This window comes from Amycolatopsis coloradensis (genome assembly GCF_037997115.1).
In the GTDB taxonomy this organism is placed as follows: domain Bacteria; phylum Actinomycetota; class Actinomycetes; order Mycobacteriales; family Pseudonocardiaceae; genus Amycolatopsis; species Amycolatopsis coloradensis_A.
In genome coordinates this window covers 1,714,409-1,731,712 of the sequence record NZ_CP150484.1, presented here as the reverse complement: position 1 = coordinate 1,731,712, position 17,304 = coordinate 1,714,409, and the positions used below count along the sequence as shown (strand labels likewise).

Below are 17,304 nucleotides of genomic sequence, written 5' to 3'. Positions count from 1 at the left end.
TCACGCCTTGAACTGGTCCGGGACCGGGGCCGTCGGCAGGAACTTCTCGTGCAGCTTGACCCAGGTGCCGTCGGCGATGACCTGCTTCAGGCCCTCGTTGATCTTGGTGAGCAGCTCGGCGTTGCCCTTCTTCACCGCGAAGCCGTGGGGCACGTCGGTGGTGAAGGACTTGACGACCTTGAGCTTCACGTCGGCGCTCTCCTTGACGTTCGTCTCGGCGATCGCCTGGTCGAGGATGTAGGCGTCGACGGCGCCGCTTTTGAGCGCGGCCAGCGCCGGGGCGTACCCCGGGAAGCGCACGGCCTGCGCGTCGGGCACCGTCGAGGTGAGCCACTTGTCGCCGACGGTCGCCTGGATGACCGCGACCCGCTTGCCGGACAGGCCCTTCTCCTCGGTGATCGGCGAGCCGTCCTTGGTCTGGATGCTCATGACCTCGAAGTTGTACGGGCTGGAGAAGTCGACGTTCTTCTTGCGCTCGTCGGTCTGCGCGATGGCCGAGCTGCCGATGTCGAACTGGTTGTTCGCGACCTGGCCCAGCAGCGACGAGAAATCGGTCGAGGCGAACTCGAGCTTCAGGTTCTGCTTGGCGGCGATGGCCTTCAGCAGCTCGTTGTCGAAGCCGGTGTAGTTGCCGTTCTCGACGTAGATGTTCGGCGGCGCGTCGCTCAGTGTCCCGACGCGCAGGGTCTTCTCGGTGGAGGACTCGCCGCCACCACAAGCGGCGAGGACGGCGACGAGACCCACGGCCAGCGTGGCGAGCAAGGACTGCCTCATAGGCCGCCCGCTGATGTCCCGAACCCTTGGTGTCGTCTTCATGGTTTTCAGACCCCCGCGTTCTGGACGGGCAGGCCGGGGCCGCCCTTTTCGAGTTCCTTGGGCAGCGGCTCGGTCTTGAAGAACTGAGCGTGCAGGCGGGCGACGGTGCCGTCCGCCACGGCCTTCGCGAGGCCGTCGTTGAGCTTCTTCAGCAGTTCCTTGTTGTCCTTGCGGACGGCGAACGCGGACGGCGTGTCCTTGGTCTCGACGGTGTAGCCGAACTCCAGCGGCACGTCCGGGTTCTGGTCGATGTACTTCTGCCCGATGTCCTTCGGCACGACCCAGCCGTCGAGGCTGCCCGCCTTGAGCTGCGCGAAACCGGCGTTGTAGTCGGGGAAGCGGACGACGTTGGCGCCCGGGACCTTGCCGCCGGCGAAGTCGTCCTGCACCGACGCCTGCACGACGCCGAGCCGCTTGCCGTTGAAAGCGCCGACGTCCTTGAGGGACGCGCCCTTCTTGGTGAGGATCGTGGTGAACCCGGTGCTGTAGCCGTTGCTGAACGCGACGGTCTTCTTGCGGGCCTCGGTGGTGGAGATCGTGGAGCTGCCGATGTCGAACTTGTTGGAGGCGACGGCGGCGAGCAGGCCGGCGAACTCGGTGCCGACGAACTCGACCTCGAAGCCCTCGCGCTTCGCGATGTCGCGCAGCAGCTCGTTGTCGTAGCCGGTGAAGGTGCCGTTCTCCAGGTAGATGGACGGCGGTGCGTCGGTCAGGGTGCCGACCCGCAGCTTCTGGGCGCTCGCACCCGCGTCACCGGAGCCACAGGCGGCGAGGGCGAGGGTGGCCGCTCCGGCTGTGACGACGGCGACGATTTTCGACAGCGTGGATCTCATCGCTTCTTCCGTGGGTTTCGGCGCGCAAGGCGCGATACAAACACGCCAGGCCGCCTCATGGGCGGCCTGGCGCTCCGGGTTCAGCGATCGAGATTAGGCATTTCGCCCGATCGAGTAACTTCGTCTCACTCTGTGAACGCCCCCGGGTGGGGCTCCTCACAGGTCAGAGAATCGGGGACGGCGAGTAGTTCGCCGCCTCCGGGAAACGCTCAAGGATGCCCTCAACGCGGGACGCGATCGCCGCCACCTGACGGGGCGCGACACCGGTGAACGAGATCCGGTCCGCGAGGAGTTTGTCCAGCTCACCACGGTCGAGCGGGATACGCTCGTCGGCGGCGAGCCGGTCGAGGAGATCGTTCTCGGCCAGCCCCTGCTCCCGCATCGCGAGCGCGACGCCGACGGCGTTCTCCTTGATCGCCTCGTGAGCGGTTTCACGCCCGACGCCCGCGCGGACCGAGGCCATGAGCACCTTGGTGGTCGCGAGGAACGGCAGATAGCGATCGAGCTCACGTCCGATGACCGCCGGGAAGGCGCCGAATTCGGCCAGCACCGTGAGGAAGGTCTCCAGCAGGCCGTCGAGCGCGAAGAACGCGTCGGGCAGCGCGACCCGGCGGACGACGGAGTCGGACACGTCGCCTTCGTTCCACTGGTCGCCGGCGAGTTCGCCGATCATCGACAGGTAGCCGCGCAGGACCACGGCGAGCCCGTTGACGCGCTCACACGAACGGGTGTTCATCTTGTGCGGCATGGCCGACGAGCCGACCTGCCCGGGCTTGAAGCCCTCGGTGACCAGCTCGTGGCCCGCCATCAGGCGGATCGTCTTCGCGAGGCTCGACGGGGCGGCCGCGAGCTGGACGACGGTGGACAGCACGTCGAAGTCGAGCGAGCGCGGGTACACCTGGCCGACGCTGGTGAACACGTTCTCGAAACCGAGGTGGGCCGCGACCCGCGACTCCAATTCGTCCAAAGTGGACTCGTCGCCGAGCAGGTCGAGCATGTCCTGCGCGGTGCCGACCGGGCCCTTGATCCCGCGCAGCGGGTAGCGACCGATGAGGTTTTCGAGCCGGTCGAAGGCGACCAGCAGTTCGTCCGCGGCGGTGGCGAAGCGCTTGCCCAGCGTCGTCGCCTGCGCGGCGACGTTGTGCGAACGACCGGCCATCACCGTGTCGGCGTGCTCGACCGCGATCGCGGCGAGCCGGGCGAGCACCGCACCGACGCGGCTACGCACCAGCTCCAGCGAACGCAGCACCTGCAGCTGCTCGACGTTCTCGGTGAGGTCCCGCGACGTCATGCCCTTGTGGACGTGCTCGTGCCCGGCGAGCGCGTTGAACTCCTCGATACGGGCCTTCACGTCGTGCCGGGTGACCCGCTCGCGCGCGGCGATCGAATCGAGGTCGACCTGCTCCAGGACGCGTTCGTAGTCGGCGACGACGCCGTCCGGCACCTCGACGCCGAGGTCGGCCTGCGCACGGAGCACGGCGAGCCAGAGCTCGCGCTCCAGCACGACCTTGCGTTCCGGGGACCAGAGTTCGACCAGCTCAGGCGAGGCGTAGCGGCCGGCGAGCACGTTGGGGATGCGGGGCTTGTCCGTCACGCGGCCAGACTAACCGGCGCTAGGCGAGGGCCGCCTGGAGCATGCGCGCGGCGGCGGCCCGCGGCTCCGGGTCGACCTCGATGAGCGCGTTGACCACGGCGCCGTCGACCAGAGCGACGAGCCGCTCCAGCTCGGTGGCGTCCACAGGAGTGCCGGAGCGCGCGAAGATCTCGTGGAGCAGCTCGTACAGCTGGGCCGACAGCGTCCGCATCAGGGGGCGAAGGTACGGACGGCGCCCTGTCCCGACGAGGCGTTCGTAACGCAGAAGGACCGCTTCGGCGTCGGCCTCGCGATCGGGGCGAAGCGGGCCGAGGAGCATGTCCAGCACCAGGTCGACGGTGGCCTCGACGCCGCGGTTGCGGGTCGCCAGCTCGTCGAGACGCTGCCTCCCGTCCTCCAGCTCGACTTTCGCGTGATGCTCCACCGCGGCGGTGACCAGCTCTTCGAGCGAATCGAAGTAGTACGTCGTCGAAGCCAGCGGCAACCCCGCGCGTTCGGCGACCGCACGATGCCGCACGGCGTCGAAACCGCCCTCGGCCAGCAGCGACGCGGCGGCCTCGATGAGTTCGGCACGGCGTCGCTCACCCTTTGGCGTGGTCGCTGCGGCGGTCATGGCGGGCTATTTTGCCAGCTCGGTCAGTAGCGGGCGGCGAGCACGCCGACCAGCCTGTCGACGTCGGACTCGGGGAAGGCGGGCCTGCCCGAGCCGTCGCCGAGGCTCACCACGACCACGAGAGAGCCCTTGGGGGTGGTCCGCCGCGCCTCGGCCGCTCCGGTGGGCATCACCGGGACGGACGAGCCCGCCGGGTAAACCGCGGCGGAGACCGTGCCGCCCGGCACCTGGAACCCCGCGGACCTGGCTCCCGTCGTACAGAGGTCGCCGGGCGTCGACTTGGCGACATCCACGGGGACCGGGAGCTCGCCAGCGAGGGCGGTGGCGAGCTCCCGGTCCACCTGGTCGCACCCGTAGGTGCCTTCGGCCGTCTTCTGGCCGGTCCTCTCTGGCCCGTCGCCCCCCTGCTGAGGCGGCGGGTTCGAGAAGTTCGAGGGGTCCCCGTTGTCAAGAGGACGTGCGGACTGCGCCCCGGGTTGCTCCGCGGAAGCCGCTTCGTTGTCGGATTTGACCGCGCTCCCCGTCTGGAGCTCGGTTCCGCCGAGCACGCCGAACATGCCCACTCCGGCCAAGGCCAAAACCAGCGCACTACAGGCCACCGCGATACCGTTTCGGCGTCGAGCGGTGGCGCGTTTGGAGGCGCGGACCACGTCGGCGGTGTCGAAGGTCGGCGACGGCGCTTCACCGGGGGCGTCACGGAACAACGCCTTCAGGTCATTCTCGTCCATCCCGTGCCACCTCCTCCTTCTCCATGACCTGCCTGAGGTTCGCCAGCCCGCGCGCGGTCTGGCTCTTCACGTTTCCTTCGCTGCAGCCGAGCGCCTTCGCCGCCGCACCGACGTCCAGCCCCTCGAAGAACCTGAGCACCAGCACGGCCCGTTGCTTCGGGGGCACTTCGCGCAACGCGGCCAGCAGGTCTTCCCTGGTGACGACCTGCTCGCCGAGGTCGAAGCCGTCCTGCGGCGGCTCGGGCAGCTCCTCGGTCTGCCACTCCCGCCGCCACGGCCGCCTCGACTCGTCGATGGCCGCCCTGACCAGCGTCTTCCGTACGTAGGCGTCGGTCGCCGCCCGTTCTCTGATCTTCTTCCACCTCCGGTGCAGCGCGACGAACGCCGTCTGCGCGAGGTCGTCCGCACGATGCCAGTCACCGCAGAGCATGTACGCGGTCCTGCGCACGGAGTCCCGCTTCGCGGCGAAGTACTCCGCGAACTCTTGTTCGTCGCGCTGGTTCACGCGGTTGTTGTCTCCGCTCTTGCCTCGTCGGTGGGTAGGACGGAACCGGGGGCGTCCACGGTTGCATGAGCGGGCGTGGCGGACCAGCCGGGGAGGAGATTCACCGCAGGCCCGTCGATGTGATGTGATCGTACCGTGACCTCGCGCTCTCTCCCGCAGATCGATTTCCGCTCCGACACCGTGACCCGGCCGGACGACGTCATGCGCCAGGCCATGGCGAAGGCCGAGGTCGGCGACAACGTCCTCGACGGCGACCCGACCGTCGGCGCGTTGGAACAGCGCGCCGCGAAACTGCTCGGCATGCCCGCCGCGCTCTGGACACCGACCGGGACCATGGCGAACCTGATCGCGCTGAGCAGCCATCTCCAGCGCGGCGACCGGTTCCTCGCGCCGCGCGGCGCGCACGTGATCACCGACGAACTCGGGTCCGCCGCCTGGCTCGCGGGCGGTATGCCGGAGCCGCTGGAACACGACGCCGGACCGGGCCGTCCGACGCCGGAGACGCTTTCGGCCGCGATCGGCGTCCCGCGCGGGCCGTACTACGCGATGCGCACGCCGCTGCTGTGCCTGGAGAACACGCACAACACGGCCGGTGGCGCGGTCACCCCGCCCGACGAACACGCCCAGCTGGTCGCGGTGGCGAAGGAGGCCGGGCTGACCGTGCACCTCGACGGTGCCCGCATCTGGCACGCGTCGGTCGCGCTGGGGATCCCGCCCGCGGCGCTCACGGTCGGCGTCGACACCGTTTCCGCTTGCTTCTCCAAGGGGCTCGGGGCGCCCGTCGGTTCGGTGGTGGCGGGCAGCACGGAGTTCGTCGAGAAGGCACGGCGGATGCGTCAGATGCTCGGCGGCGGCATCCGCCAGGGCGGCGTGCTGGCCGCGGCCTGCATGGTCGCGCTGGATCGCATCGGCGACCTCGCCGAGACGCACGAGAACGCGACACGGCTCGCGACCGGGCTCGCGGAGCACGGCTGGGAGGTCAACACTCCCGAAACCAATATCGTGCAGGTGACCGCTCCCGACCTCGAAGGCAGGCTGGCGTGGCTGGCCGGGCTCGGGATCCGGACGCTGCCCAGCTCCGGCCGGATCCGGTTCGTGGCGCACCGGGACCTTTCGGCGGCGGACATCGAGGAAACCCTTCAACGCGTCAAGACCGGGGGCTGAACATGAACTGGATCGTCTTCGACTACGGCGACGTCATCAGCGCACACACCGACGCGCTGCCGACCCTGGCCAAGGCCTTCGGTCTCGAAGTCGCCGACTTCGAGCCGCATTACTGGGCCGAGCGGGTCCGGTACGACTCCGGCGGCACGGACCTCGAGTACTGGCAGAGCATCGGCCGCGCGCTGGACGTCCCGGTGGACAAGGCGTTCTCCGATGAACTGACCGCCATCGACGTCACCGGCTGGACGCACGTCGAGCCCGACGTGCTCGAACTGCTGGAAGGGCTGCACGAGGCGGGCGCGGCGCTCGCGCTGCTCTCGAACGCGTCGTCCACCTTCGGCCGCTGGGTGCGCGAGCAGGAGTGGGCGAAGCTGTTCCGCGTGAAGCTCTTTTCGGGTGACCTCGGCTGCATGAAGCCGGACGCGAAGATCTATCGGATCCTGCTCGCCGAACTCGGCGCCGAACCGGCCGACTGCCTGTTCTTCGACGACCGGCAGTCCAATGTGGACGGTGCGCGGGCGGTCGGGATGCGGGCGGAACGCTGGGTCGGCGTGACCACGGCGAAATCCGGCTTCGGCTCTTCGGAGGAATAATTCACCCTCGCCGCTCATCCGCTTACGCGCGGTGAAGCGGATGACCTACGCTGAACGCGTCCAAACCGATTCACCCCCGGTAGGTGCCCATGTCCGCGGACCGACGCCCGTTCGTGCCCGTCGATTTCGACCGGCCGAGCATCGCGCGGGTCTTCGACGCCCTCATGGGCGGCCAGGACAACTACGAGGCCGACAGGGTGGCGCTGCGCCAGATCCTGGAGATCTCGCCGGACGCGCCGGCGATGGCCAAGGAGGTCCGGCACTGGCTGGTCCGGACCGTGCGCTATCTGACCGACCGGGAAGGTATCGACCAGTTCCTCGACCTCGGCTCCGGCTTCCCGAGCATGGACAACACGCACCAGGTCGCGCAGCGGTACAACCCCGAGGCCCAGGTCGTCTACGTCGACCGGGATCCGGTGGTGCAGGCGCACGGCCGCGCGCTGCTCGCGGCGAACGACTTCGCGCATATGACGGCCGCCGACCTGACCGAACCGGCCGAGGTCATCGAGGGGCTCACCCGCACCCACCGGCTGGAGTTCGACCGGCCGGCCGGGCTGATCCTGTGCGCGATCGTCCACCACATCCAGGATCTCGACGAGGCGCGGAAGATCGTCCGCACCTACGTCGACGCGCTGGCGCCGGGCTCATTCGTCGTGTTGCTGCACCAGCACAATCCAGCGGACGGCTCCGAAGCCGCCGACGTCGCGACGGCACTCGAGAAGCGCTTCAACGGCACAGGGCTGGACACGCTGTACCGCACGCGTGACGAGATCGAGTCCTTCTTCGAGGGACTCGATCTCATGGAGCCCGGCCTGACGTATCCGCACCTGTGGTGGCCGGACGGGCCGCGCTTCACCCCGCTTTCGCCCGTGAACTTCACGTCGCTCGGCGGGGTGGCGCGTAAGCCCTAACGGCGGAGCTGCTTCGGGGTGCCCTTGCCCTTGATGGCGCCGTACGCGGCCGTGCCGAGGAAGACCGCGCCGCCGATGACGGCGATCCAGAAAACGGCCTTCACGAGGAAACCGAGCACGGATCCGAGCACCATGAAGGCCACCCAAGCCAGGATCAGCCCGCCGACGATCTTCCAGAACATGGCATCCTCCGATTGCCTCACCGTGCCCGTGCGGGCCCGGTGAGTCCAGGTTGTCAGGCGGAGCTCGCGAGCGCCTTCATTCCGCCTAACGTTCAGGGTGAATTCCGGGTTCCCCCTGAGCGAGCCAGTCGCCGAGCCTGCGGACGCCCTCGTCGATGTCCTCGCGCGAGCCCGCGAAGGAGAACCGCACGAACCGGCCGCCGTCGCTCACGTCGAAGTCGATCCCGGGGGCGATCGCGACACCGGTGTCGGCGAGGAGCCGCTGGCACCAGCTGAGGCTGTCGTTCGTGTAAGCGGAGACGTCGGCGTAGGCGTAGAAGGCGCCTTCGGCCGGCGCGAGCTTGTCGATGCCGATGCCCTTGAGGCCGGCGAAGAGCACATCGCGGTTGGCCCGGTAGCGCTCGACGTGGCCGTCGGCCTCCGCGTACGACTCCGGGGTGAACGCGGAGACCGCGGCGTGCTGGGAGACCGCGGGCGGGCAGATGGTGAAGTTACCGGTCAGGACGTCGATCGCGCGATGCAGCCGCTGGGGCGCGAGCATCCAGCCGAGCCGCCAGCCGGTCATGGCGAAGTACTTGGAAAACGAGCCGAGGACGAGCGCTTCGTCGCCGTACTGCCAGGCGCAATCGAGCCCGGCGCCGTAGGAGATCCCGTGGTAGATCTCGTCGCTGATCAGCTGCACGCCGTGTGACGCGCACCAGCCGCTGATCGCCGCCAGTTCACCCGGCGGCAGGACGGTGCCGGTGGGATTGCTCGGGCTGGCCACGATGAGTCCCTTGATCGGCCCCAGCTCGTCGAGCAGCGCGACGGTCGGCTGGAAGTTCGTCTCGGCCTCGGTGGCGAACTCGACGACCTCGCAACCGAGCACCTTCAGCAGGTTCCGGTAGGCCGGATAGCCGGGACGCGCCATCGCGACCCGGTCACCCGCCTCGAAGGCGCTGAGGAACGAGAGCAGGAAGCCACCGGAGGAACCGGTCGTCATGATGACGTCCTGCGGGCTCACGTCGACCGGGTAAGTGCGGTTGTAGTGCTCCGCGACGGCCTCACGCAGTTCCGGGATGCCGAGTTGCTCGGTGTAGCCGAGGTTGTGGTCCTTCAGCGCCCGCTGCGCCGCTTCGAGCACGGGCCGCGGCGCCGGCGCGGACGGCTGCCCCGCGAGCAGCGGGACCAGGTCGCCGTGACTGCGCTGCCGGGCCTGCGCGGCCGAAAGGACGTCCATGACGTGGAACGGCGGGACGGCGGAACGTGCGGCGGGGCCAGGGAAGGACATGCGGGTGAGGCTAACTTGCCTTCGCGAGGAGAACCGAGAACCCGTCGAGGGCGCGGGTGGCCCAGTCGGCGTGGCGGTCAGCCCCTCCGTTGGTCGTGAGTGGCGTTTCGGGTTCTGATCCGAAACGCCACTCACGAGGTCGCTAGTAGCCCTGGTACCCGCCGCCGCCGGCCATGGACTTCAGCCCCGGGTGCCCCTCGAAGCCGCCGTATCGCGAGAACGTGTACCGGACGCCCGCGATGATGTTGTCGACCGGGTTGTAGATGTCGTCGTGCCCGGGAAGCTTGTGCGCGTTGAAGGTCGGGTCGATGCACTGCATCAAACCCTTGGACGGCGTGCCCTTCGCCGCGTTGGAGTCCCAGTTGTTGATGGCGTTGGGGTTACCGCCGGACTCCTTCTCGATGATCGTCCAGATCTTCTGGATATCCGCCTCGGTCACCGGGATCCCGTTGGCCTGCAGGATCTTGATGGCCTCCTGGATCCACTGCTGGACGTTGCCCGGCGGCGTCGTCGACGGCGGGCCACCGCTCGGCCCGAGACCGCCGCCCCCACCGCCACCGCCGCCTCCTCCACCGCCACCGCCACCGGCGTGGAGACCGCCGGTGCGCTTGGGGACGCTGCCGTCCTTGCCGGGCATCGGGACCTTCGAGTAGCCGCCCTCGATGTCCTTCTTCATCAGCTCTTGGGACTTCTGGATCATCTGGTTGGCCTGGTCGAGCAGGCCCTTGACCCGGGTGTCGGCGTCGCCGGCGATCTTGTTGATGTCGGTCTTGGCCTTCTGGATGATCTCGTCGGCCGAAGGGCTCGGCGCCGGCTTGTGATCCTTCTCGGCCTGCGCGGCGGCCTGGATCGCCGCGTTCTTGTCCGTCTCCGCCTGGGTGTTCCGCTTGTTGATCGCTTCCTCGGCGCCCTTGTAGGCGTCGGCGACCTGGGTCTTGATGTTGCCGAGATCGGCGTGGACACGATCGAGGTCGTCGACGACCTTGCCCAGCTGCTCTTCGACGTTCTTCCCGGCCTTGGTGATCGACTTGACGTACTCGAAGAAGGCGTCCGCGGCGGGCCCGGCCCAGACCCCGCCGTTCAACGCTTGGGTCGAGTTGGACAACGCCGCGCTGTGGTCGCCCGCGTTGTCAGCGGCCGTCTTGAACTGCTTCGAGGCATTCTGAATGGCGGCCAGGTTCACCTTTTCGATCTGCTCGGCCTTCTTGACCAGTTCGCCCCAGCCGTCCGGCACCCCGGCGCCGACACCGTTCAAACCCACTGCTCAAGCCCCCTTGTTCTCCGGCCCCCGGCCTGGCGAATCGTCACAGGTCTCCGTGCACCTTCAGGTTGTCCACGTGGACCGCTTCGGTCTCCTTGATCAAACCCGCCGCCTTTCGCAGCACGAAGGCCGTGGCCTCCATCAGCTGACCGGCCGAATCGAATTCGTTGTGGACGCCCTGTTTGAACTTGCCGACCGCGCCCTGGGCGTCGCCGTGCTCGTCCACTCCGCCGAAGGGGCTTTCCTTCTCGTCATCCATCCCGGTGACGCCTTTTTTGGTCTTCTCGAACTCGTCCTTGAGCTTCTCCACCTGACCGGCGGCGATCCCCATGGATTCCGGGTCGTACACAGGCACGGTTCGTCATCCCCTTCACGGAAAAACTCGTATCCGCCCGATCAGACGCGCGGCCGATCAGGACGGTTCCCGCGCATACTTTAAGACCTCGTCAGTGGGCCGTGCGCGCATCCACGCCAACTTCCACCCCGCCGATATCGACTTCACGAAACAACCGAATCGGGCAAGTCAGAAATCGGCGACTTCCCGGATCCTGGTCGCCAGCAACTGGTTGTCCGCCGGGGTGATGGTCGCCCAATCCCGCCCGTCCCGGTTCCGCGCGACCTGGAACAGGTACCGGCCCGCGTCCGTGTCGTAGAAGGCGACCACGCTGTCCGCCCGCCGGGGGCGGCCGTCGCGGCCCGCGCGTTCGACACCGAACTGGCCGCGCGCCTCCTGGCCGAGCAGCATGCCCGCCACCTCCTGGGCCTGCCAGAGGGGCACGTCCAGGTCTTCCAGCGCGGTGACCAGGGCTTTCGCGTCGCCGCGGGCGGCGGCGTCGGCCTGGACGAGGACGTCGTGCGGGATGCTGATCGACTGGCCGACGCCGGGGCCGAGATCACCCGCGACCGAGACCGCGGCCTCGGCGAGGGAGCTCTCCCTGGCGGGGATGAGCCACACCTGACCGGAGTCGATCACGCCGAGCAAGGCCTGGTTGCCGACGCTCACCGCCTGGCCCTTGATCTCGCGGTCGGTCCACACCCAGACGTCGATCGCGACGCGGGGATGCGCGAACAGGTTCAGCATGTCGACCAGCTCGCCCGACGCCTGGTGTCCCCGCGCGAGACCTCGCGCGCGCAGGGATTCCCAGGCCTCTTCGATCAGCGCCGCCCGCTCCGTGTGGGTCGTTCCGGGGCTCGGCACGTCGAGTGCGACATGGCGGCCGGGCAGCCGTTCGGCTTCCCAGAGCATTTCGAACTCGAGTGCGGACAGCACCAGGCTGCCGTTGTCGTTCGGCACAGGTTCAGCGCGCTTCCCGGTTGCCGTGGTCACCGATCACGTCCGGCGAAACCAGCCGCTCGTCGGTGAACAGGTCCTTGTCGTCGACGCCGTAACGCCTGATGTGCTCCGCGTCCTCTTCGACGTCCTGGGTGGCCGCGCGCTCCATGAACTTCGACTCGGGCTTCGGCTGCTTCGCGCCGATCTTCTCCGAGCGCCGCATGGCCTCCTCTTCGGGAAGCTCGCCGATCGGGAGCTGGCGGGTCGGCTTCACGCCGCCTTCCTGACGGGGACGGCGGTCGCGTTCCCTGTCGCCGCTCAGCGCACCACCGGCGACACCGGCGCCGAGCGCCGCGGCACCGGCACCCAGGTCGCCCGCGGCCGGGCCGGTGATCTTCGAGACGGCGGGGAAACCGCGGCCGGATTCGTTGCCGGGGGCCATCGGCGCCTGCGGTCCGGAGCCGACCGAGCGGCCCTTGCCGAGCGCCTGGTCGCCGCCCGCGCCACCACCGACGTTGCCGAAGACACCGGGACCCGAACTGGAGCCCGGGCCCTTGCCGACAGCGCTGTCGAGACCGGGGCCGGTGCCGAACGCTTTGCCGACCGGCTGCGCCGACGTGGTGCTGTTCGGCGGCGCACTGCCGGTGGACTGACCCGGCGGGACGTTCGGGGTGTTCGGCGCGCCCGGCGGAACGAACGGCGGCGAGGTCGGCGAGCCGGTGACCGGGTACGACGGCCTGCTCTGTTCGGGCTGCGGGGACGGCCGGTTCGGCGTCACCCATCCGGCGCCCGGCGAGGGAGCCGGCCTCGACGTGCCGGACGGCGTGGTCGGGGCGGCGGCCGCGGGAGCCGTGGCCCCGGCGTTCGGCGACGACGCACCGGTTTTGCGTACCGTCCCGCCGCCCATGGCGACGCCGTAGGCAGGGGTCGGCGCGTCGTAGGACGGCGCCTTCGGGTTGCCGACGGGCTGCGCGACCGGCGGCACGTACTTCGATTCGACGGCGGCCGACGCGGGCCGCACACTGCCGTCCGGGGTCAGGTCCGTGGCCGTGCCCGCCAAGTCGAGCGGGGCGGAACCGCCACCCGCTCCGGCGGCCGTCGTGGTCTGGGTCAGGTTCATCGCCTGCGGGTCGGCCAGCGTGTCGGTCGACAGCAGGTTCTCGCCGCTCGTCTTGGCGTAGTCGTTCAACGCCTCCTGTGCCTGCGCCCGCGCGTTGTTCGCGGCGCTGACACTCTTGGCGTGGTCGGTCTCGAACCCGATGAGGCTCAGGACGACGTCACCGATGGTCAGGCCGCCGGCGCCTTTCCGGACCACTTCCGGATCCGGAAGCTTGTGCAGGGTCCGGTTGAAGGCCTCACCCTGCGCGAAGATCATCTCCGCGGAGTGCGAGACTTTCGAGTTCGCGTCCTGGGAGAAGCCGGCCTGTTCGGTGAACACCTGACCGGCGGCGCCACCGGCCTCGCTCTGCCATTCCACGCCGAGCTTGCCCAGCTCGTCACGCAGCGTCTTGTCGGTGTCCGCGAGCGCGCCCGCGACGGATTTCAACGCGTCGACGGCGATACCGATACTGCCGGTGCCGTCACCGCTGCGGAAGCGTTCGATCTCGGTCGCGATCCCGGTGTCGGTGTAGCCGTCGAACCGAAGATCGCGGAGCCTGCCCGCGAGGTCGGAAACGTTCACGCCGCCCTCCCTAGTTGCGTGCTTTCAAGGTCTGCAAAGCCGAATCGGCCGCCTGTGCGGACATTTCACACAGCTGCGGCATGGTGAACGCGCCGGCGGTGACGGCGACCGCCCGCACCGCCAGCGTCTGTCCCTGAGCGACACCGACGAGCGTTTCGCAGTCGCCCGGCGTGCCGGCGTCACGGTGGTTCCGGATGGCCGGGAACCCGCCGACCGCCGTCGGTTCCGTCGTCATGCTGTTCTTGCGGCGCTTGCCGGTGAACCACTCTTCGACGTCCGCGGTGATCGTGCGGACGTAATAGCCATGGAAGGGCTGCGCGGCGTCCGAGTCGAGGACACAGGTCGGGCCGTCGATCGGTTCCGCGGCCGCGCGCGGTTTGCTGTTGATCTTGAGCTGGTCGAGCTGCGGATCGGTGAGCAGGGCACACGGATCGACACCCCGCAGGCTCAGTTCGGCGGGCCTGGCAGGCAGTGCCGACGCTTTGGCGCCCTGCGTGGCCGAGGCCAGCGCGGGTTCGTCGGGGAACGCCTGCCCGCCCGTGTCCGTGGCGCATCCGGCCAGCACGAGGGTGAGCACCCCGCCGGTCACCAGCACACGAGGCCTACGCCCGGTGTACACCACGGTCCCCGAACGCGGCGGCCTTGTCCGCATCACTGGTCTTGTACTCCTTGGCCGCCGTGCGGAGCTGGTTGACCAGGCCCCGCAGACCGGCCACGTACGCCCGGACCTGCGCGGCGTACGACTGGTCGCCGTCGGCCACGAGCTCGTTCCAGACGCTGGTCGCGTGCACGCTCACGGTGTCGTTGGCCGGAGTGTCGATCCGCAGCTGGTCGAGCCGCGTCATGAGCTTGTCCTGCAACGCGTCGACCTGCTCTTCGACGATCTTCGCCACTTCGAGCAGCTTCGACGGGTCGACTCTGATGTCGGCCACCGACGGTGGCGTCGGGACCGCCGACGTGAGGTCCTGGACCTTGCTCGATGCTGCCATTCCCCACCCCTTGGAAACACGCACGGTGACCGTTCGCCCTGTCGAGGCTACCAACGCCGATGTATCGAGCGCCTAAGCTTCTCAGGAAATACCGGGTTAGACGCAGCGGCCGCCCGAGCGGTTCCGTCCGGAATTCACGAGACCGGGGTGGCGATCTCTCCCTTGGCGGCGAGCAGGGCGATGTCGGTGCGGTGGTGGGAGCCGGCCAGGTGGACCTTCTCGACCGTCGCGTAGGCGTCCTTGCGGGCGGCCTTCAGGTTCTTGCCGGTGCCGACCACCGACAGCACGCGGCCGCCGGAGGAGACGACGGCACCGTCGTCACGGCGGCGGGTGCCGGCGTGGAGCACGCCTTCGAGCTCGCCACCGGTGATGACGTCGCCGGTCCTCGGCTTGCCGGGGTAGCCGTCCGCGGCGAGCACGACGGTGACCGCCGCGCCGGAGTCCCACTCCAGCGGCGGCAGATCGGCGAGTTCGCCGGTCGCCGTCGCGTGCAGGACCTTGCCGAGCGGGCTGCGCAGCAGCGCCAGGACGACCTGGGTCTCCGGGTCGCCGAAACGGCAGTTGAACTCGATGACCTGCGGGCCCTCGGAAGTCAGCGCGAGACCGGCGTAGAGCAGGCCGGAGAAGGTGGCGCCGCGGTTGTCGAGCTCGTCGACCACGGGCTGCACGATGCGGGCGACGACGTCGTCGACCAGGTCCTTCGGCGCCCACGGCAACGGGGCGTACGCGCCCATGCCGCCGGTGTTCGGGCCCGCGTCGCCGTCACCGACGCGCTTGAAGTCCTGCGCGGGCAGCAACGGGACGACCGTGCGGCCGTCGACGAAGCAGAAGAGAGAGGCCTCCGGGCCGTCGAGGAAGGACTCCAGGAGCACCGGGTGCCCACCGTCGAGCAGCATCAGGGCGTGCTTGCGCGCGACGTCGACGTCCTTGGTGACCACGACGCCCTTGCCCGCGGCGAGGCCGTCGTCCTTGACCACCCAGGTGGGGCCGAAGCGGCCGAGCGCGGCGTCGAGGCGGGCCGGGTTGTCGACGACCTCGCAGTGCGCCGTCGGCACCTTGGCGGCCGCCATGACGTCCTTCGCGAACGCCTTCGAACCCTCGATCCTTGCCGCGGACGCGGACGGACCGAAGCAGGCGATGCCCGCCTTCCGGACCGCGTCGGCGACACCGGCCACCAGCGGGACCTCGGGACCGACCACCACCAGATCCGCCTGCCACTGCTTGGCGAGGGCGGAGACGGACTCGGGGTCGGCCGCGTCCACGCCGAGTTGTTCGGCCACCGCCGCGGTGCCGGCGTTGCCCGGGGCACAGGCCAGCGCGGTGACGGAAGGGTCTTCCGCGACCGCGAGGACGAGTGCATGCTCACGGGCGCCGGACCCGATTACCAGTACGCGCACGACGCACAGGGTAACCGGGCCGGGGACGCCCTGTCGGCGGAGCCACGTGAAACCCGCCCCGGCCGGAGGCCCCGCTATCGTGGCGGCGGGGCACCATAACGTCTGACCTGCGGAAACACGAACCTGCCCCGGTGATGCGATCGCGGTCGCGGGTCACCGATCAACACAGCCCCGAACACGTCGCCGTCCTCGAGCGGGTGGTTCCATCCGGCGTTCACCCGGCGGTCAGCGCTCCGCCGGTCCGTCTTCGCCGTCCGGACGCCTCCTGCGTCAAGGGTTGCGCGGTACCCCGAGTTGAAGCGAAAGAGGTTACCCACCATGCGAAAGCGCCTGGGCGTGCTCGCCCTGTCCGGACTCGCCGTACTCAGCGTCACAGGGCTGGCAGGCGCTGCCGAGCCGAGCGCCCAAGATGTGTCGGCGCTGGCGAAGGGTCACGATGGTCCGGTGATCGTCGGACACCGCGGCGCCCCCGGCTACCGCCCGGAGCACACGCTCGCCTCGTATGAGCTCGCCTACCGCCAGGGCGTCGACTGGGTCGACGTCGACCTCGTGCCCACCAAGGACGGCCAGCTCGTCGCGCGGCACGAGAACGAGATCGGCGGGACCACCGACGTCGCGAAGCACCCCGAGTTCGCGAACCGGAAGACGACGAAGGTCATCGACGGCACGTCGTTCACCGGCTGGTTCACCGAGGACTTCACACTCGCCGAGCTGAAGACCCTGCGCGCGACCGAGCGGATCCCGCAGCTGCGGCCGAACAACAAGATCTACGACGGCCGCTACCAGATCGCCACCTACCAGGAGGTCATCGACCTGACGCGCCGCCTGGGCCGCGAACTGCGCCGTGAACTGGGGACGTACCCGGAGATCAAGCACTCGACCTACTTCTCCTCGATCAAGAACCCGACCGAGCCGAAGCTGGTCGAGCTGCTCAAGCGCAACGGGCTCAACCACCCGAAGGCGCCGGTGATCATCCAGTCGTTCGAGGTGTCGAACCTGATCGCGCTTTCGCGCCAGGTGCGGGTGCCGCTGCTGCAGCTGACTTCGGCGACCGGCGCTCCGGCCGACTTCGTCGCCAAGGGCGACCCGCGGACGTACGCCGACCTCGTGACGCCGGCGGGCCTGAAGGAGATCTCGAAGTACGCGGACTACCTGGGCCCGGAGAAGGCGCAGGTCATCCCGGTGGTGAACGGCGCGCTGGGGCAGCCGACCAAGCTGGTCGCCGACGCGCACCAGGCCGGGCTGAAGGTCGGGCCGTACACGTTCCGCAACGAGAACAACTTCCTCCCGCAGAGCCTGCGCTCGTCGGCGAACCTCGCCGAATACGGCAACGCGTTCGCCGAGCAGGAGGCGTTCCTCAAGGCGGGTGTCGACGGGTACTTCGCGGACCACCCGGACACCGCGCTGGAGGCCGTGAAGGCGTTCCAGGGGCGCTGACCTCGCGGTACGTGAAGGCCCCCTTCACTGCGTCTAGCGCAGTGAAGAGATCGGAAG

Annotated in this window: 19 protein-coding genes; 4 read left to right on the top strand and 15 right to left on the bottom strand. The window is 69.1% G+C overall.

Annotated features, from left to right (window positions below; genetic code table 11):
* The 6 genes from LCL61_RS07950 to LCL61_RS07925 form a co-directional block, all read right to left on the bottom strand.
* Positions 1 to 774 carry an ABC transporter substrate-binding protein gene (locus LCL61_RS07950; RefSeq protein ID WP_340686240.1) on the bottom strand — a complete coding sequence of 258 codons (774 nt, stop codon included), beginning with the start codon at positions 772 to 774 and terminating at the stop codon, positions 1 to 3.
* 47 nt (positions 775 to 821) lie between these two features.
* The gene (locus tag LCL61_RS07945) at positions 822 to 1,649 is read right to left on the bottom strand and encodes a transporter substrate-binding domain-containing protein (protein WP_340686239.1); all 828 of its coding nucleotides are present in this window, start codon (positions 1,647 to 1,649) and stop codon (positions 822 to 824) included.
* Between the two features lie 163 nt (positions 1,650 to 1,812).
* Complete coding sequence (purB, locus tag LCL61_RS07940; RefSeq protein WP_340686238.1) at positions 1,813 to 3,243, bottom strand: adenylosuccinate lyase; 1,431 nt, start codon at positions 3,241 to 3,243, stop codon at positions 1,813 to 1,815.
* Positions 3,244 to 3,262: 19 nt separating this feature from the next.
* A complete protein-coding gene (locus LCL61_RS07935) occupies positions 3,263 to 3,856 on the bottom strand; it encodes a TetR/AcrR family transcriptional regulator (protein ID WP_340686237.1) in 594 nt (197 codons plus the stop codon).
* 23 nt (positions 3,857 to 3,879) lie between these two features.
* Positions 3,880 to 4,584 carry a hypothetical protein gene (locus LCL61_RS07930; protein ID WP_340686236.1) on the bottom strand — a complete coding sequence of 235 codons (705 nt, stop codon included), beginning with the start codon at positions 4,582 to 4,584 and terminating at the stop codon, positions 3,880 to 3,882.
* On the bottom strand, positions 4,571 to 5,089 hold the full coding sequence (locus LCL61_RS07925) for a SigE family RNA polymerase sigma factor (RefSeq protein WP_005152531.1): 519 nt from the start codon (positions 5,087 to 5,089) through the stop codon (positions 4,571 to 4,573). Before LCL61_RS07925 ends, LCL61_RS07930 begins: the two co-directional genes overlap by 14 nt.
* A gap of 135 nt (positions 5,090 to 5,224) precedes the next feature.
* Between LCL61_RS07925 and LCL61_RS07920 the strand changes: the two genes are divergently transcribed.
* The 3 genes from LCL61_RS07920 (at position 5,225) to LCL61_RS07910 (ending at position 7,757) form a co-directional block, all read left to right on the top strand.
* Positions 5,225 to 6,253, top strand: a complete 1,029-nt coding sequence (locus LCL61_RS07920) for a threonine aldolase family protein (RefSeq protein WP_340686235.1) — start codon at positions 5,225 to 5,227, stop codon at positions 6,251 to 6,253.
* 2 nt (positions 6,254 to 6,255) lie between these two features.
* The gene (locus LCL61_RS07915; protein ID WP_125679605.1) at positions 6,256 to 6,846 is read left to right on the top strand and encodes an HAD family hydrolase; all 591 of its coding nucleotides are present in this window, start codon (positions 6,256 to 6,258) and stop codon (positions 6,844 to 6,846) included.
* A gap of 89 nt (positions 6,847 to 6,935) precedes the next feature.
* Complete coding sequence (locus LCL61_RS07910) at positions 6,936 to 7,757, top strand: SAM-dependent methyltransferase (protein ID WP_340686234.1); 822 nt, start codon at positions 6,936 to 6,938, stop codon at positions 7,755 to 7,757.
* On the opposite strand, the gene LCL61_RS07905 is transcribed toward LCL61_RS07910, so the two are convergent.
* From LCL61_RS07905 to purD, 9 genes are all read right to left on the bottom strand, one after another.
* Positions 7,754 to 7,939 (bottom strand): hypothetical protein, encoded by a 186-nt coding sequence (locus LCL61_RS07905; RefSeq protein ID WP_007032516.1) that lies wholly within the window; start codon positions 7,937 to 7,939, stop codon positions 7,754 to 7,756. The genes LCL61_RS07910 and LCL61_RS07905 overlap by 4 nt on opposite strands.
* Before the next feature lie 85 nt (positions 7,940 to 8,024).
* Entirely contained in the window at positions 8,025 to 9,209 is a 1,185-nt protein-coding gene (locus LCL61_RS07900; protein ID WP_340686233.1) for a pyridoxal phosphate-dependent aminotransferase, read from the bottom strand.
* 142 nt (positions 9,210 to 9,351) lie between these two features.
* Entirely contained in the window at positions 9,352 to 10,470 is a 1,119-nt protein-coding gene (locus LCL61_RS07895) for a transglycosylase SLT domain-containing protein (protein WP_340686232.1), read from the bottom strand.
* Positions 10,471 to 10,513: 43 nt separating this feature from the next.
* Positions 10,514 to 10,825 carry a hypothetical protein gene (locus tag LCL61_RS07890; RefSeq protein ID WP_340686231.1) on the bottom strand — a complete coding sequence of 104 codons (312 nt, stop codon included), beginning with the start codon at positions 10,823 to 10,825 and terminating at the stop codon, positions 10,514 to 10,516.
* 168 nt (positions 10,826 to 10,993) lie between these two features.
* Complete coding sequence (locus LCL61_RS07885; protein ID WP_340686230.1) at positions 10,994 to 11,764, bottom strand: ESX secretion-associated protein EspG; 771 nt, start codon at positions 11,762 to 11,764, stop codon at positions 10,994 to 10,996.
* 4 nt (positions 11,765 to 11,768) lie between these two features.
* Entirely contained in the window at positions 11,769 to 13,424 is a 1,656-nt protein-coding gene (locus LCL61_RS07880) for a hypothetical protein (protein ID WP_340686229.1), read from the bottom strand.
* Between the two features lie 10 nt (positions 13,425 to 13,434).
* The gene (locus LCL61_RS07875) at positions 13,435 to 14,076 is read right to left on the bottom strand and encodes a DUF3558 domain-containing protein (protein WP_340686228.1); all 642 of its coding nucleotides are present in this window, start codon (positions 14,074 to 14,076) and stop codon (positions 13,435 to 13,437) included.
* Positions 14,027 to 14,413: a PE domain-containing protein gene (locus LCL61_RS07870; protein WP_034312497.1), complete on the bottom strand. Its 387-nt coding sequence runs from the start codon at positions 14,411 to 14,413 to the stop codon at positions 14,027 to 14,029. The genes LCL61_RS07875 and LCL61_RS07870 overlap by 50 nt, the downstream gene beginning before the upstream one ends.
* A 134-nt stretch (positions 14,414 to 14,547) precedes the next feature.
* Positions 14,548 to 15,810: a phosphoribosylamine--glycine ligase gene (gene purD, locus LCL61_RS07865; protein WP_340686227.1), complete on the bottom strand. Its 1,263-nt coding sequence runs from the start codon at positions 15,808 to 15,810 to the stop codon at positions 14,548 to 14,550.
* 318 nt (positions 15,811 to 16,128) lie between these two features.
* Between purD and LCL61_RS07860 the strand changes: the two genes are divergently transcribed.
* Positions 16,129 to 17,247, top strand: coding sequence for a glycerophosphodiester phosphodiesterase (locus tag LCL61_RS07860; RefSeq protein ID WP_340686226.1), 1,119 nt, complete (start codon positions 16,129 to 16,131; stop codon positions 17,245 to 17,247).
* Positions 17,248 to 17,304: the final 57 nt, after the last annotated feature.

Coding starts and splice junctions, on each gene's coding strand:
- LCL61_RS07860 (WP_340686226.1), top strand. CDS start 16,129: ATGCGAAAGCGCCTGGGCGTGCTCGCCCTGTCCGGACTCGCCGTACTC.
- LCL61_RS07915 (WP_125679605.1), top strand. CDS start 6,256: ATGAACTGGATCGTCTTCGACTACGGCGACGTCATCAGCGCACACACC.
- LCL61_RS07905 (WP_007032516.1), bottom strand. CDS start 7,939: ATGTTCTGGAAGATCGTCGGCGGGCTGATCCTGGCTTGGGTGGCCTTC.
- LCL61_RS07935 (WP_340686237.1), bottom strand. CDS start 3,856: ATGACCGCCGCAGCGACCACGCCAAAGGGTGAGCGACGCCGTGCCGAA.
- LCL61_RS07900 (WP_340686233.1), bottom strand. CDS start 9,209: ATGTCCTTCCCTGGCCCCGCCGCACGTTCCGCCGTCCCGCCGTTCCAC.
- LCL61_RS07945 (WP_340686239.1), bottom strand. CDS start 1,649: ATGAGATCCACGCTGTCGAAAATCGTCGCCGTCGTCACAGCCGGAGCG.
- LCL61_RS07930 (WP_340686236.1), bottom strand. CDS start 4,584: ATGGACGAGAATGACCTGAAGGCGTTGTTCCGTGACGCCCCCGGTGAA.
- LCL61_RS07870 (WP_034312497.1), bottom strand. CDS start 14,413: ATGGCAGCATCGAGCAAGGTCCAGGACCTCACGTCGGCGGTCCCGACG.
- LCL61_RS07910 (WP_340686234.1), top strand. CDS start 6,936: ATGTCCGCGGACCGACGCCCGTTCGTGCCCGTCGATTTCGACCGGCCG.
- LCL61_RS07950 (WP_340686240.1), bottom strand. CDS start 774: ATGAGGCAGTCCTTGCTCGCCACGCTGGCCGTGGGTCTCGTCGCCGTC.
- LCL61_RS07875 (WP_340686228.1), bottom strand. CDS start 14,076: ATGCGGACAAGGCCGCCGCGTTCGGGGACCGTGGTGTACACCGGGCGT.